This window comes from Streptomyces sp. NPDC028305 (assembly GCF_055569495.1).
Genome location: NZ_JBVHTN010000008.1, coordinates 80,501 through 94,712 on the forward strand (window position 1 = coordinate 80,501; position 14,212 = coordinate 94,712).

14 protein-coding genes are annotated in these 14,212 nt (G+C 72.2%); 8 read left to right on the forward strand and 6 right to left on the reverse strand.

What is annotated here, in order from left to right:
- Positions 1–41: 41 nt before the first annotated feature.
- The 3 genes from rpe to ACZ4WQ_RS33790 all read left to right on the forward strand — a co-directional run bounded on the left by rpe (position 42) and on the right by ACZ4WQ_RS33790 (position 3,469).
- On the forward strand, positions 42–743 hold the full coding sequence (gene rpe, locus ACZ4WQ_RS33780) for a ribulose-phosphate 3-epimerase (RefSeq protein ID WP_358846292.1): 702 nt from the start codon (positions 42–44) through the stop codon (positions 741–743).
- Positions 744–857: 114 nt separating this feature from the next.
- Positions 858–1,847: a sugar-binding transcriptional regulator gene (locus tag ACZ4WQ_RS33785; RefSeq protein WP_311725840.1), complete on the forward strand. Its 990-nt coding sequence runs from the start codon at positions 858–860 to the stop codon at positions 1,845–1,847.
- A 182-nt stretch (positions 1,848–2,029) separates the two neighbouring features.
- Positions 2,030–3,469 (forward strand): GuaB1 family IMP dehydrogenase-related protein, encoded by a 1,440-nt coding sequence (locus tag ACZ4WQ_RS33790; protein WP_311725841.1) that lies wholly within the window; start codon positions 2,030–2,032, stop codon positions 3,467–3,469.
- 79 nt (positions 3,470–3,548) lie between these two features.
- On the opposite strand, the gene ACZ4WQ_RS33795 is transcribed toward ACZ4WQ_RS33790, so the two are convergent.
- Positions 3,549–4,382 carry a DUF2637 domain-containing protein gene (locus tag ACZ4WQ_RS33795; protein WP_398375481.1) on the reverse strand — a complete coding sequence of 278 codons (834 nt, stop codon included), beginning with the start codon at positions 4,380–4,382 and terminating at the stop codon, positions 3,549–3,551.
- On the reverse strand, positions 4,379–4,585 hold the full coding sequence (locus ACZ4WQ_RS33800; protein WP_311725843.1) for a hypothetical protein: 207 nt from the start codon (positions 4,583–4,585) through the stop codon (positions 4,379–4,381). The genes ACZ4WQ_RS33795 and ACZ4WQ_RS33800 overlap by 4 nt, the downstream gene beginning before the upstream one ends.
- 262 nt (positions 4,586–4,847) lie before the next feature.
- Between ACZ4WQ_RS33800 and ACZ4WQ_RS33805 the strand changes: the two genes are divergently transcribed.
- On the forward strand, positions 4,848–6,335 hold the full coding sequence (locus ACZ4WQ_RS33805; protein WP_398375483.1) for an amino acid permease: 1,488 nt from the start codon (positions 4,848–4,850) through the stop codon (positions 6,333–6,335).
- A 10-nt stretch (positions 6,336–6,345) separates the two neighbouring features.
- The gene (locus ACZ4WQ_RS33810) at positions 6,346–6,801 is read left to right on the forward strand and encodes an Lrp/AsnC family transcriptional regulator (RefSeq protein WP_311725845.1); all 456 of its coding nucleotides are present in this window, start codon (positions 6,346–6,348) and stop codon (positions 6,799–6,801) included.
- Here ACZ4WQ_RS33810 and ACZ4WQ_RS33815 read toward each other — a convergent pair.
- Complete coding sequence (locus ACZ4WQ_RS33815) at positions 6,798–7,307, reverse strand: hypothetical protein (protein WP_311725846.1); 510 nt, start codon at positions 7,305–7,307, stop codon at positions 6,798–6,800. The genes ACZ4WQ_RS33810 and ACZ4WQ_RS33815 overlap by 4 nt on opposite strands.
- 253 nt (positions 7,308–7,560) lie before the next feature.
- On the opposite strand from ACZ4WQ_RS33815, the gene ACZ4WQ_RS33820 reads away from it, so the two are divergent.
- Entirely contained in the window at positions 7,561–8,370 is an 810-nt protein-coding gene (locus tag ACZ4WQ_RS33820; RefSeq protein WP_398375485.1) for a carbon-nitrogen hydrolase family protein, read from the forward strand.
- Between the two features lie 76 nt (positions 8,371–8,446).
- The gene (locus tag ACZ4WQ_RS33825) at positions 8,447–10,150 is read left to right on the forward strand and encodes a flavin monoamine oxidase family protein (protein ID WP_385346552.1); all 1,704 of its coding nucleotides are present in this window, start codon (positions 8,447–8,449) and stop codon (positions 10,148–10,150) included.
- Here the strand turns inward: ACZ4WQ_RS33825 and ACZ4WQ_RS33830 are convergent.
- Complete coding sequence (locus ACZ4WQ_RS33830; RefSeq protein WP_398375488.1) at positions 10,111–10,860, reverse strand: DUF5995 family protein; 750 nt, start codon at positions 10,858–10,860, stop codon at positions 10,111–10,113. The genes ACZ4WQ_RS33825 and ACZ4WQ_RS33830 overlap by 40 nt on opposite strands.
- 80 nt (positions 10,861–10,940) lie before the next feature.
- Positions 10,941–11,804 carry an NAD-dependent epimerase/dehydratase family protein gene (locus tag ACZ4WQ_RS33835; protein WP_311725851.1) on the reverse strand — a complete coding sequence of 288 codons (864 nt, stop codon included), beginning with the start codon at positions 11,802–11,804 and terminating at the stop codon, positions 10,941–10,943.
- 130 nt (positions 11,805–11,934) lie between these two features.
- On the opposite strand from ACZ4WQ_RS33835, the gene ACZ4WQ_RS33840 reads away from it, so the two are divergent.
- Complete coding sequence (locus ACZ4WQ_RS33840) at positions 11,935–12,780, forward strand: helix-turn-helix transcriptional regulator (RefSeq protein ID WP_358847455.1); 846 nt, start codon at positions 11,935–11,937, stop codon at positions 12,778–12,780.
- A gap of 1 nt (position 12,781) precedes the next feature.
- On the opposite strand, the gene ACZ4WQ_RS33845 is transcribed toward ACZ4WQ_RS33840, so the two are convergent.
- Positions 12,782–14,185, reverse strand: a complete 1,404-nt coding sequence (locus ACZ4WQ_RS33845; RefSeq protein WP_311725853.1) for a uracil-xanthine permease family protein — start codon at positions 14,183–14,185, stop codon at positions 12,782–12,784.
- Positions 14,186–14,212 lie beyond the last annotated feature (27 nt).

Sequence of the window (14,212 nt, forward strand, 5' to 3'; positions counted from 1 at the left end):
CCGGGTCCATGGACCGGTGGCGGCCGTGGCAGGCTGGTGCCATGGCCCTCCAGATCAGCCCCAGCATCCTGTCCGCCGACTTCGCCCGCCTGGCGGAGGAAGCGAAGGCCGTCGAGGGAGCCGACTGGCTCCACGTCGATGTGATGGACAACCACTTCGTCCCCAACCTGACTCTCGGCGTGCCGGTGGTCGAGGCGCTCGGCAAGGCGACGGACACGCCGCTGGACTGCCATCTGATGATCGAGGACCCCGACCGCTGGGCCCCGCAGTACGTCGAGGCCGGCGCGGGCTCGGTGACCTTCCACGCCGAGGCGGCCGCCGCCCCCGTACGGCTGGCCCGGGAGATCCGGGCCAAGGGCGCCCGGGCGTCGATGGCGCTCAAGCCCGCCACCCCCATCGACCCCTTCGAGGACCTGCTGCCCGAGCTGGACATGGTCCTGGTGATGACGGTTGAGCCGGGCTTCGGCGGGCAGGCGTTCCTGGACATCATGTTGCCGAAGATCCGCCGCACCCGCGAGCTGATCTCCAAGCACGGCCTGGAGATGTGGCTTCAGGTGGACGGCGGGGTGTCCGCCTCGACGATCGAGCGGTGTGCCGAGGCAGGCGCCGATGTGTTTGTGGCGGGATCCGCGGTCTACGGGGCCGATGACCCCGCCAAGGCGGTGCGTGAGCTGCGGGATCTGGCCCAGGGGGCCACCTCGGCGGCGCGGCGCGCGGAAGACGGGCCCACGACCGCCCGGTGAACTCATGGGTAAAGGGCAGATCAAGTCCGCCGTTTCTGACAGGATGAACGGTGAGTCCAGAACATAGGAAGCAGTGAGGAGACCGCGGTGTCGACGGGCCGTTCAGGCACGCGGATGGGACCCGCCGAACTGGTGCAGGCGGCCGCCATGGCGCGCCGCTTCTACCTCGAGGGCAAGTCCAAGATCCAGATTGCCGAGGAGTTCGGCGTCAGCCGCTTCAAGGTGGCGCGGGTGCTCGAGACCGCGCTCGAGCGCGATCTGGTGCGCATCGAGATCCGGGTGCCCGCAGAGCTGGACGCGGAGCGCTCCGACGCGCTGCGCGCCCGGTACGGGCTGCGCCACGCGGTCGTCGTCGAGTCCCCGGCCGACGCCGAGGCCGACACCCCGGACCCGGAGAACCTCGGCGAGGTCGCCGCTGACCTGCTCGGCGAGCTGGTGACCGAGGGCGATGTGCTGGGCCTGGCCTGGGGCCGCTCCACGATCCACATGGCCGCGGCGCTGCACCGGCTGCCCCCGTGCACCGTCGTCCAGCTCACCGGCGTCTATGACGCGGGCACCGCCGAGCGCGGCTCGGTCGAGGCGGTCCGGCGCGCCGCCGCCGTCTCCGGCGGCGAGGCGCACCCCATCTACGCGCCCATGCTGCTGCCCGACACCGCCACCGCCGACGCGCTGCGCGGCCAGCCCGGCATCGCCCGCGCCTTCGAGTACTTCGACAAGGTCACCGTCGCCGCCGTCTCCATCGGCTCCTGGGAGGCCGGGATCTCGACGGTGTACGACATGCTGACCGAGCAGGAGCGGGCGCACTACGCGGGCCTCGGCGCCGCCGCCGAGATGTCGGCGCACCTCTTCGACGCCGAGGGCCGGCGCATCGGCCGCGACCTGGGCGAGCGGTGCATCACGGTGGAGGCCGACCGGCTGCGGCGGATCCCGGAGGTCGTGGCCATCGCGGGCGGCCGCCGCAAGGCCCCGGCGATCGGCGCGGTGCTCCGCTCCGGCCTGGTCACCAGCCTGGTCACGGACACCGCCGCCGCCGACCACCTGCTGCTGGAGACCGGCCCAGGCCCGCGCCCCGCGCTGGACCGGGCAGACCCCGACGGGCCGTAGCGCGGGCCCGTAAGTACGCGCGCGGCGTGGGCGGCGTTGGACGATCGGACCAGCGGCTTCCCGGCCGTTCTGGATGATCGTCCCGCCCCCGTACCGGGACCGGCATGGGAGAATGAGGTACGTGCGTTTTCCTCGGCTTCCTTCGTCGAGGGCCAATTCCGAATGACTGGGAAGTTCCGAGCGTGCGTTTCCTCAATGACCAGCAGCCGCCCTACGACCTGACGTACGACGACGTCTTCATGGTGCCCAGCCGCTCCGCGGTCGGCTCGCGCCAGGACGTGGACCTGTCCACGCCCGACGGCAGCGGCACCACCATCCCGATCGTGGTGGCCAACATGACCGCGATCGCCGGGCGCCGGATGGCCGAGACCATCGCCCGCCGCGGTGGCATGGTCGTCATCCCGCAGGACATCCCGCTGGACGTGGTCGCCGACGTCGTCGGCTGGGTCAAGCGGCGCCACCACGTCCTGGACACCCCGATCGTGCTCAGCCCGGCGGGGACGGTCGCCGACGCGCTGTCGCTGCTGCCCAAGCGGGCCCACGGCGCCGGTGTGGTCGTGGAGAACGGCCGCCCGGTGGGAGTGGTCACCGAGTCCGATCTGGCCGGTGTGGACCGCTTCACCCAGCTGAGCGAGGTGATGTCCCGCGAGCTGCTGGTGCTCGACGCGGACATCGACCCGCGCGAGGCCTTCAACCGCCTCGACGGCGCACACCGCAAGCTCGCCCCCGCGGTGGACGCGGACGGGCAGCTGGTCGGCATCATGACCCGCAAGGGCGCGCTGCGCGCCACGCTCTACCGGCCCGCGGTGGACGCGGACGGCAGGCTGCGGATCGCCGCCGCCGTCGGGGTCAACGGCGATGTGCAGGGGCGCGCCAAGGCGCTGCTCGCGGCGGGTGTGGACACGCTGGTGGTGGACACGGCCCATGGCCACCAGGAGTCGATGATCAGCGCGCTGAAGGCGGTCCGGGCGCTGGACCCGGGCGTGCCGGTGGTCGCGGGCAACGTGGTCGCGGCCGAGGGCGTGCGCGACCTGATCGAGGCGGGTGCCGACATCGTGAAGGTGGGCGTCGGCCCGGGCGCGATGTGCACCACCCGCATGATGACGGGCGTGGGGCGGCCGCAGTTCTCCGCGGTGCTCGAATGCGCCGCGGAGGCGCGGAAGTTCGGCAAGCACGTGTGGGCCGACGGCGGTGTCCGGCACCCGCGGGATGTCGCGATGGCGCTGGCCGCCGGCGCGTCCAATGTGATGATCGGCTCGTGGTTCGCCGGGACGTACGAGTCGCCGGGCGACCTTCAGCAGACCGCCGACGGCCGGCCGTACAAGGAGAGCTTCGGCATGGCCTCCGCCCGCGCCGTGCGCAACCGCACCAGCGAGGAGTCGGCGTACGACCGGGCCCGCAAGGGCCTGTTCGAGGAGGGCATCTCCACCTCCCGGATGTTCCTGGACCCGGCCCGGCCCGGCGTCGAGGACCTGATCGACTCGATCGTCGCGGGCGTGCGCAGCTCCTGCACCTACGCGGGCGCGGGCACGGTGGAGGAGTTCCACGAGCGGGCCGTGATCGGCGTGCAGAGCGCCGCCGGCTACGCGGAGGGAAAGCCGCTCCACGCCAGCTGGGACTGACGGGTCCGGTGATGTCGCGTGGCCCTCGCTCGGCCGAGCGAGGGCCACGGCCATGCCCGGCCACGGCGCGTGGCCGCGTTCATACGCGGGGCTTGTCGCGCTGATCGGCGCCGCGGGTGCGGGGAAGGGCGTGACGCGGCGGGCTGGTCAGGGTGATCTGCCGCACCAGCTGGTGGAAGGAGACCAGCGCGGCCACGGGCGGCAGCCCGGCGACGGCCATGCTGGGCGGGTCCTTGGGCGCGTGCGCGACGCAGAGGAAGACCGCGATGGTGGAGAAGAGCACCACCACCGCCCAGGAGTGCGCCGCGCCCCGGCGGTGCAGCGCGGCGCGCAGCACCGACAGCGAGGCGACCAGCCAGGGCCCGTAGACCAGCAGCGGCCACCAGGCCGCCATGGACTCCGAGGTGCTGGGGGCGGCCAGATAGCGCAGCGGGCCGTAGGAGATCATCCCGCCCAGCACGCTGAGCATGGCCACGATCACCGTGGTGAGCGCCGCGAAGATCAGGCTGATCAGCTGGAGCCAGGGCATGGTCGGCAGCCGGAAGCGGACCCGGCGCCGCCGCCCGCGGCCGCGGACGTGCGCGGGGGAGCGGGCGGCGGGGAAGCTGCCGGTGGTCCTCTCGGGCGGCTCGTCGAGACCTGAGCCGAGACCTGGGCCGAGACCTGGGCCGAGACCGGAGCCGAGAGAGGAGTCGAAAGGCGAGTCGAACGGGGAGGAGGCGGGGGCCGAGGTCTGGAGCAGCCGGGCCAGGTCTCCCTCCAGGTCCCACCGGCTCTCGATCGTCTCCGGGTCCGGCAGCGGGAAGCTCAGCGGGTCGTCGGGGGCCATGTCGAACCGCTCGCCGGGAGCGGGCCGGTGGCCGGCGTGGGGAGGGGGGCCGTAGCCGCCCGGCCTCGGCTCGGTGTACGTCATGCCTGTACGCCCGGGTCCGTGGTGCCGCAGCGGTGGACGAAGTCGGTCTCGATGCGGTTCAGCGTCCGCAGGAAGTCCTCCCACACCCGGGCGCAGTACTCGAGCGGAGGCCGCTCGTCCGCGTCCCCGTGGCCTCCCGGACGGCACGCGCCGTCCGGGTCTTGGGGGTCATGATCGGCGCTCTGAAGGCTGTCTGGGGTCACGTTCCCACCAACGAGGGCCAAATTGGTGCCGTATCGTGGCATTCGGGTGAAACGCGCGTCAGCGCGGCCCGGCCTCCCGCAACGATTCGCCGTACAGCCACCCCGGGCGCAACGTTCGTACGTGTATGCGCAACAATGGGGCATTACGGCCGGGTCTGTGTGCCCATGGGCCCTGCGTGACACACCCGTGTGTGCGCCGTGTGCGCGCCGCCGGTCACCGCCATCCGACCGACCCGACCGGCAGCGACAAGGAGCCCCTCAATTGCTGGACCACGGCGCAGCCCCGCCCACCGCCGAGCGATCCGGGCCGGGGCTCCGTGCCCCGGGTCGGGGTTCCGGAGGGCTCGGCTCCGGGCTGCTGCGGCGCAAGCCCGTCGAACTGCTGGTCGCCGAGGGGGGCCAGGGCGAGGGCGGGAAGCTGCGGCGCTCGCTCGGCATGTGGCAGCTGACCATGATCAGCATCGGTGCGACGCTGGGCACCGGCATCTTCGTGGTGCTCGGCGAGGCCGTGCCGGACGCCGGGCCCGCGGTGGTGGTCTCCTTCGCGATCGCGGGGCTGACCGCGCTGTTCTCCGCCCTGTCGTACGCCGAGCTGGCGGGCACGATCCCGGTCTCCGGGTCCTCGTACTCGTACGCCTACGCCACCCTCGGCGAGCTGGTCGCCTGGGTCTGCGGCTGGTGTCTGATCCTGGAGTACGGGGTCTCGGTGGCCGCCGTCGCGGTCGGCTGGGGCCAGTATCTGAACGAGCTCCTCGACGGCACCCTCGGCGTCACCATCCCCGGCGCGCTGGCCGCCCCGCCCGGCGACGGCGGTCTCTTCAACCTGCCCGCGCTGCTGGTTGTCCTGCTGGCCATGGCGTTTCTGCTGGGCGGGGCCAAGGAGAGCGCCCGGGCCAACGCGATCATGGTCGCGGTGAAGATCGCCGCCCTGGTGCTGTTCTGCGCCGTCGCCTTCACCGGTGTCCGGGCCGGGAACTACACGCCGTTCATGCCGCTGGGCATGGCGGGCGTCAGCGCGGCCGGGGCCACCCTCTTCTTCTCGTACATCGGCTTCGACGCCGCCTCCACGGCCGGCGAGGAGGCCAGGAACCCGCAGCGCGACCTGCCGCGCGCGATCATGCTCTCGCTCGTCATCGTCACCGCCCTGTACTGCCTGGTCGCGGCGGTGGCGGTGGGCGCGCTGCCCTGGAAGCGGTTCGCGGGCTCGGAGGCCGCGCTCGCCGGGATCATGAGGGATGTGACCGGGCAGAGCTTCTGGGCCGTGCTGCTGGCGGGGGGCGCGGTCGTGGCCATCGCCTCCGTGGTGCTGACGGTGCTCTACGGCCAGACCCGCATCCTCTTCGCGATGTCCCGGGACGGGCTGGTGCCGAAGGTGTTCTCCCGGATCCACCCGGCCAGCGGGGTGCCGCGCGCCAACACCGTGATCGTCTCCCTCTTCTGCGGGGTCCTGGCCGCCGCGATCCCGCTCGGCCAGCTCGCCGACGCCACCAGCATCGGCACCCTCTTCGCGTTCGCCCTGGTCAACGTGGCCGTGATCGTGCTGCGCCGGACCCGGCCCGCGATGCCGCGCACCTTCCGGGTGCCGCTGTCGCCGCTGTTCCCGCTGATCGGCTTCGGGCTGTGCCTGTGGATGATGAGCAGCCTGGACCGGGTGACCTGGACGGTCTTCGGCGTCTGGATGGCCGTCGGCCTTGTGCTGTACTTCGCATACGGCATGCGCCGCTCCCGACTGGCCACGGCAGAAAAGTGACATCCCCGCAGTGCGACTGAACGATCTGGACGAACGTATCGTCCACGCCCTCGCCGAGGACGCCCGCCGCAGCTACGCCGACATCGGGGAGGAGGTCGGCCTCTCCGCCCCCGCCGTCAAGCGGCGGGTGGACCGGCTGCGGGCCGAGGGGGCCATCACCGGCTTCACCGTACGGGTCGACCCGGCCGCCCTCGGCTGGGAGACCGAGGGCTTCATCGAGCTCTACTGCCGCCGCAACACCTCGCCCGAGGACATCCACCGCGGCCTGAACCGCTACCCCGAGGTGGTCGCCGCGTCGACCGTCACCGGCGACGCGGACGCCATCGTCCAGGTCTTCGCCTCCGACATGCGCCACTTCGAACGCGTCCTGGAGCGGATCGCGGGCGAGCCCTTCGTGGAACGCACCAAGTCCGTCCTGGTCCTCTCGCCCCTCCTCCGCCGCTTCGGCTCAGGAGCTCCGGCCTAGCTGTTGTCGTCGTTGAGAGGGGGGCTGTGGCGTTCGGTGAGTGGGCCGAAGCCGAGATCTTCACGCATGAGCTTGCGCATCTTGGCGGCTGCTTTGCCGCGCGCCTCCCAGCGGGCGCGATCCTCTGGACTGCTGACAGCACTGCCGTCGATGTAGCCGTCGCAGATGCGTCGCAGGCAGTGGAACACGCTGTTGGAGGCCTTGACGACGGGTTGGGGCGCGATGAGCCACATCTGTTCGGATGCGATGGCTATGTCTGAATCCCGAAAGGCTTGGCGCAGCGCAAGCGCCCGCTCGTCGTCGGAAGGGTGCTCCCGCTCGGCCAAGGCCCGCAGGGTCTCACCGAGGACCTTCACGGTGGTGGTGTACTGCGTGTAGATGTCGAGCCGCAGCCGACGAGCCTCTTTGACATCCTCGTGCTTCCACCGATTCCGATCGGCGATGAGAGTAGCGACGATGCCGATCGCGGCCCCGGCCAGGGTGGAGAGCAGTGGCAACCAATCCATGGGGGCCAGCTTGGGCCATCCCGTGACGGCGGCACCAGGTGGGCTTCGAGGATGAACCTGCCCGATCCGAGCGGCGCAACGAATCGCCGCGACCGGGCCGGAAGACGTAACGAATCGACGCTGGATGCGCAACGGTCGTGCCTTGTCCGCCGATCTCGGGCCGACGTACCGTCTTTGTGCCGATACGTCGCTCCTCCCCTTCCGGTTTCTCTCCCGGCCGCGTCTCTCCCTCTCTCCCACCCGAGGTCTGCCCATGCCCCCGCTGCGCACCGCCCTGCTCCAGAGCTCAGGCCACCCCGGCGAGACCGCCCACAACCTCAAGGTCCTCGCCGCGGCGGCCGGGCGCGCCGCGGCGGCCGGGGCCGGGCTGCTGATCGCCCCGGAGCTGTTCCTCACCGGGTACGCGATCGGGGACGGCGTGCGGCGGCTGGCCGAGCCGGCCGACGGGCCCGGCGGCCGGGCGGTGGCCCGGATCGCCGCCACCCACGGCCTGGCCGTCCTCTACGGCTACCCGGAGCGGGCGGGGGAGGCGGCTGATGGGGGCGGCGCGGTCTTCAACTCCGCGCGGCTGGTCGGCCCCGACGGCGCGCAACTCGCCAACTACCGCAAGACCCACCTCTTCGGCGACTTCGAGCGCGCCTGGTTCACCCCCGGCGACACCCCCGTCGTCCAGGCCGAACTCGGCGGCGTACGCCTGGGGATCATGATCTGCTACGACGTGGAGTTCCCCGAGAACGTCCGGGCCCACGCCCTGGCCGGGACCGATCTGCTGCTGGTGCCCACCGCGCAGATGCACCCGTTCCAGTTCGTGGCCGAATCCCTGGTCCCGGTGCGCGCCTTCGAGAGCCAGCTCTACATCGCGTACGTCAACCGCACCGGGCCCGAGGGCGACTTCGACTTCATCGGGCTGAGCTGTCTGGCCGGGCCCGACGGCACGGTCAAGGCCCGCGCCGGGCACGGCGAGGAGCTGGCCTTCGGCGAGGTGGACCCGGAGCTGCTCGCCGCCTCGCGCACCGCGAACCCGTATCTGGGCGACCGCAGGCCCGAGCTGTACACCCCCTGACCCGACCCGACCTGACCCCGCCCGCTTCGCACCGCGCGCCCCCTCGCCCGCCCGCCCCGCAAGGAGTCCGTACCCGATGACGTCCATGGTGCCCACCGCCGTCCACGTCCAGCAGGACGAGCGGCAGCCCGACCCGCCGCTGACCATGTTCGGCCCGGACTTCCCCTACGCCTACGACGACTACCTCGCCCACCCCGCGGGCCTCGGCCAGATCCCCGCGACCGAGCACGGCGCCGAGGTCGCGGTCGTCGGCGGCGGGCTGTCCGGCATCGTCGCCGCGTACGAGCTGATGAAGATGGGCCTCAAGCCGGTCGTCTACGAGGCCGACCGGATCGGCGGGCGGCTGCGCACCGTCGGCTTCGAGGGCTGCGACCCGGCGCTGACCGCCGAGATGGGCGCGATGCGCTTCCCGCCCAGCTCGACCGCCCTCCAGCACTACATCGACCTGGCGGGCCTCACCACCCGGCCCTTCCCCAACCCCCTCGCGCCCGACACTCCCTCGACCGTCGTCGACCTGAAGGGCGAGTCCCACTACGCCCGCACCCTGGACGACCTGCCCGAGGTCTACCACCAGGTGATGGACGCCTGGAACGCCTGCCTGGAGGAGGGCGCCGACTTCTCCGCCATGCAGCGCGCCCTGCGCGAGCGCGACGTCCCGCGGATCCGGGAGATCTGGTCCCGCCTCGTCGCGGCGCTCGACAACCAGACCTTCTACGGCTTCCTCTGCGACTCCCCGGCCTTCGCCTCCTTCCGGCACCGCGAGATCTTCGGCCAGGTCGGCTTCGGCACCGGCGGCTGGGACACCGACTTCCCCAACTCCATCCTGGAGATCCTGCGCGTCGTCTACACCGGCGCGGACGACGACCACCGCGGCATCGTCGGAGGCAGCCAGCAACTCCCGGTGCGGCTGTGGGAGCGCGAGCCGCGCAAGCTCGTGCACTGGACGCCGGGCACCTCGCTGGCCTCCCTGCACGGCGGCCGGCCGCGCCCGGCCGTCACCCGGCTGCACCGCGCGGCGGGCGACCGTATCGTCGTCACCGACGCGGCCGGCGACATCCGCTCGTACCGGGCGGTGGTCTTCACCGCGCAGTCCTGGATGCTGCTCTCCAAGATCGAGTGCGATGACTCGCTCTTCCCCATCGACCACTGGACGGCGATGGAGCGCACCCACTACATGGAGTCCAGCAAGCTGTTCGTGCCGGTGGACCGCCCCTTCTGGCTGGACAAGGACGAGGTCACCGGCCGGGACGTGATGAGCATGACGCTCACCGACCGGATGACCCGCGGCACCTACCTGCTGGACGACGGACCGGACCGGCCCGCCGTCATCTGCCTCTCGTACACCTGGTGCGACGACAGCCTCAAGTGGCTGCCGCTGTCCGCCAACGAGCGCATGGAGGTCATGCTCAAGTCGCTGTCGGAGATCTATCCGAAGGTCGACATCCGCAAGCACATCATCGGCAGCCCGGTCACCGTCTCCTGGGAGAACGAGCCCTACTTCATGGGCGCGTTCAAGGCCAATCTGCCCGGCCACTACCGCTACCAGCGCCGCCTGTTCACCCACTTCATGCAGGACCGCCTCCCGGCCGACCGGCGCGGCGTCTTCCTCGCGGGCGACGACATCTCCTGGACCGCGGGGTGGGCCGAGGGCGCCGTGCAGACCGCGCTCAACGCGGTGTGGGGCGTGATGACCCACTTCGGCGGGCGGACGGACCCGAAGAACCCGGGCCCGGGCGATGTCTACGACGAGATCGCGCCCGTCGAGCTCCCCGAGGACTGAGCCGGTTCGTCCGTGGTGGCGCCGGGCAGCGGGGTGAGCAGAAACCGCCCCACCAGCCCGACGCTCTCGTCGACGCGCTCCACGAACTCCTCGGTCAGCTCCGGCAGTGCGCGCAGCCCCCACAGGGCGCGGTACGCCGCCCACGCGGCGCCCCGCGCCTTGTCCAGGCTCCACGACCCCACCAGATGGGTCAGCGGATCGGCCACGTCCAGCAGATCGGGGCCGGGCATCAGATCCTCGCGGATCCGCTCCTCGAGCCCGGTGAGCAGGGTGCCGACCCGGTCGAAGTCGCCCTCCAGGTCCTCCGGTTCCACCCCTCGGGCCCGGCAGGTGTCCACCAGCGCCAGGGCCAGATCATGGCCGATGTGCGCGTTCATCCCGGCCAGCGCGAACTGGAGCGGGCGGATTCCCGGATGGCGCCGCAGCTGGAACAGCGGCCGCCAGCAGGCGGGCGGCCGCCGCCCCGCCGCCACCGCGTCGACCGCCGCCAGATAGCGGGCGGCGAAGCGCACATCCAGGTCCTCGGTGGCGGCCGGGTCCTGGAAGTACCCGTCCGCGAGCCGGCGGCCGACCTCCTCGGTGACCGCCAGATACACCCGGTTGAAGACCGCCACCCCGTCCCGGGGCGGCAGCGCGGCGCCGAGCGCGCGCATCCGCGCCACGACACCCTCCACGGTCCGCGGCGCGCGCCGCTTGGCCGACGTCGTCATGGGCGCAAGCGTCGCAGCCGAGCCGCGGCCCGACCGGCCGTACGCCGTTCGCTTCCCCGGAACGGACTAACGGGTTCCCGTCAGAGCGCCCCCGCGTCGACGGCCGTCCACAGCGTCGGGTACAGGGGGCGCCAGCCCAGCTCGGCGCGGAGCCGGGCGTTGGAGCACACCCCGAACCAGGGGTCGGGGTCGGTGCGGTCCGCCATGCCCTCCGGCACTGGCACGCCGTTGACGTGGTGCAGATCCACCGCCGTGACGGGCGCGTCGTCGACGATGTTGTACTTCCGCCCGGCCACCCCCGGCGCGGTCAGCAGCCGCAACAGCCCCCGCGCCACATCCGCGTGATGCGCCATCTGAAGCCGCTGATGGCCCGCCCACTGCCCCGCCCACCGCAGCGACTCCGCCAGATGCGGATCGTCCTCGCCGTAGACGAAGGGCAGGCTGCCGATCCGGACGTCGAGCCCGCGCTCGCGGTGCAGCTCCAGCAGCCCCTGCTCGGCCTCGGCCTTGGACGCGGGGTACGCGCCCCACATCTCCCCGCCCGGCACCGACTCGTCGTCCTCCACCAGCGGCCGGCCGCGCCCGAGGCCGTAGACCAGATTGGTGCTGACCTGGACGAAGCGTGAGGCACCCGCCTCCAGGGCGGCGCGGGCGAGGCCGAGGGCCGCGTCGCGGTTGACCGCCCACGCCTCGTCGTCCGTCGCCCCCCGGAAGGCCGCCGCCACATTGACCACCGCGTCCACCCCGGCCAGGGCCTTGCGCACGTCCTGCTCCTCGCGCACATCGCCGACCGACACCTGCGCGCCCAGCGCGGCGAAGGGCGCGCCCTTCGCCGCGTCGCGCACCAGCACCCGCACCTCGTCCCCGGGCGCGCCCCACCGCAGCAGCCGCGGCACGAACCGCTGTCCCACCCGGCCGGTCGCTCCGGTCACCAACGTCAGCATGTCCTGACTCCTTTGATCGGTGTTCGTCGGCTACGACCCTGAGGGAGTCCGGAGCGGGCCGGGAGAGCACCGCCGATCCAGGGATCGGCAGACCCTGGATGGGAAGCCCGTGACCGGCGACCCTTGAGAGGTGGACCGCACCCAGCTCGCCGACTTCCTCCGCCGCTGCCGCACCCGGCTCGCACCCGCCGACGTCGGGCTCGGGCCCGGGGCGCGCCGCCGCACCCCCGGGCTGCGCCGGGAGGAGGTGGCCCAGCTCACCGGCATGTCCACCGACTACTACACCCGCCTGGAGCAGGCCCGCGGCCCGCGCCCGTCCCGGCAGATGCTGACCGCGCTGGCCCGCGCGCTGCGGCTCACCGACGACGAGCGCGACCATCTCTTCCACCTGGTGGGGGAGGAGCCGCCGCGCGACCGGTCCGCCTCCGGGCATGTGCGGCCCGGTCTGCTGCGGATCCTGGACCGGCTGTACGACACCCCGGCGCTGGTGATCAACGACTGGGGCGAGGTGCTGGCGCAGAACGCGATGGCCGCCGCCCTGTCCGGCGACATCAGCGCCCGGCCGCCGGGGCAGCGCAATATGATCCGCCGGTACTTCACCGACCCGGACGCCCGCGGGCTCTGCCCGCCCGAGGATCAGGCGGAGCACGCGCGGAACCATGTCGCGAATCTGCGGGCCGTGCTGGCCGCCCGACCCGACGATCCCGCACCGGCGGCGCTCGTCGCCGAGCTGCGGGCGGCCAGCCCGGAATTCGCCGCGCTGTGGGAGGCGCACGAGGTCGCGGTGCGGCGCTCGGCGGTCAAGCGCTTTCTGCACCCGGTGGTGGGGCTGCTGGAGCTGGAGTGCGAGGTGCTGCTGAGCTCCGAGCACGCCCAGCGGCTCATCGTCCACTCGGCCCGCCCGGGCACCGAGTCGTACGAGCGGCTGGAGCTGCTGCGGGTGGTGGGGCTTCAGGACCTCGCGCCGCCCGGGTAGCTCAGGGCTTCGCGGGCTTCCCGGCCTCCGTGGCGTCGTCGTCGTACGCGCTGGTGCCCGCGTCCAGCAGCGGCTCCTCCTGCTTCATATGAGCCGGGGCCAGCGCGCGCAGCAGGTGGTAGCCGCTGAGCACGACCACCGTGCCCAGCGCGATCCCGCTGAGCTCGAAGTTGTCGCTGATCTTGAGACCGACCCCGCCGACGCCGATGACCACACCGGCCGCGACCGGCACCAGGTTGAGCGGATTGCGCAGGTCCACCTTGTTGTGCACCCAGATCTGGGCGCCGAGCAGCCCGATCATGCCGTACAGGATGACCGTGATCCCGCCCAGCACACCGCCGGGGATCGCCGCGACGATCGCCCCGAACTTGGGGCACAGCCCGAAGAGCAGCGCGAAGCCGGCCGCGGCCCAGTAGGCGGCGGTGGAATAGACGCGGGAGGCCGCCATGACGCCGATGTTCTCGGAGTACGTGGTGTTGGCCGGGCCGCCGACCGCGGTGGAGAGCATGGTGGCCGCGCCGTCCGCGGCGATGGCGGTGCCGAGGGTGTCGTCGAGCGGGTCGCCGGTCATCTCGCCGACGGCCTTCACATGCCCGGCGTTCTCGGCGATCAGCGCGATGACGACCGGCAGGGCGACCAGCACGGCCGACCACTGGAAGCTGGGCGCGTGCACCGAGGGCACGCCGATCCAGTCCGCCTTGCCCACCGCGGACAGGTCGAGCCGCCAGTGGTCGGTGATCCGCCCGCTGCCGTCCAGCGAGTGGATCCTGCCGAAGACGCGGTCGAACAGCCAGGAGATCACATACCCGAAGACCAGGCCCAGGAAGATCGCGACCCGCGACCAGAAGCCGCGCAGACAGACCACGGCGAGGCCGGTGAAGAGCATGGTCAGCAGCGCCACCCACTGATCGGCCGGCCAGTACGTCTTCGCGGTCACCGGCGCCAGGTTGAAGCCGATCAGCATGACCACCGCGCCCGTGACCACCGGCGGCATCGCCGCGTGGATGATGCGCGCGCCGAACTTCCGCACCGCCAGGCCGCTCAGGAACAGCACCCCGCCGACCACCAGGATCGCGCCGGTGATGGCGGCGCTGCCGCCGCCCTGCGCCCTGATCACGGCGGCCACCCCGACGAAGGAGAGGCTGCACCCCAGATAGCTGGGCACCCGGCCACGGGTCGCCAGCAGGAACAGGATGGTCGCGACCCCGGACATCATGATCGCGAGATTGGGGTCAAGGCCCATCAGCACCGGAGCCACGAAGCTCGCGCCGAACATCGCCACGACATGCTGGGCGCCCAGCCCGACCGTCCTGGGCCAGGACAGCCGCTCATCCGGCTTGACGACGGCTCCGGGGGCGGGGGTGCGCCCGTCGCCGTGCAGGGTCCAGCGCACGCCGAGGCCCATGGTTGCTCCAGTTCATCGCTCAGGGGG

Coding starts and splice junctions, on each gene's coding strand:
- rpe (WP_358846292.1), top strand. CDS start 42: ATGGCCCTCCAGATCAGCCCCAGCATCCTGTCCGCCGACTTCGCCCGC.
- ACZ4WQ_RS33785 (WP_311725840.1), top strand. CDS start 858: ATGGGACCCGCCGAACTGGTGCAGGCGGCCGCCATGGCGCGCCGCTTC.
- ACZ4WQ_RS33795 (WP_398375481.1), bottom strand. CDS start 4,382: ATGACGTACACCGAGCCGAGGCCGGGCGGCTACGGCCCCCCTCCCCAC.
- ACZ4WQ_RS33815 (WP_311725846.1), bottom strand. CDS start 7,307: ATGGATTGGTTGCCACTGCTCTCCACCCTGGCCGGGGCCGCGATCGGC.
- ACZ4WQ_RS33820 (WP_398375485.1), top strand. CDS start 7,561: ATGCCCCCGCTGCGCACCGCCCTGCTCCAGAGCTCAGGCCACCCCGGC.
- ACZ4WQ_RS33825 (WP_385346552.1), top strand. CDS start 8,447: ATGACGTCCATGGTGCCCACCGCCGTCCACGTCCAGCAGGACGAGCGG.
- ACZ4WQ_RS33830 (WP_398375488.1), bottom strand. CDS start 10,860: ATGACGACGTCGGCCAAGCGGCGCGCGCCGCGGACCGTGGAGGGTGTC.
- ACZ4WQ_RS33835 (WP_311725851.1), bottom strand. CDS start 11,804: ATGCTGACGTTGGTGACCGGAGCGACCGGCCGGGTGGGACAGCGGTTC.
- ACZ4WQ_RS33845 (WP_311725853.1), bottom strand. CDS start 14,185: ATGGGCCTCGGCGTGCGCTGGACCCTGCACGGCGACGGGCGCACCCCC.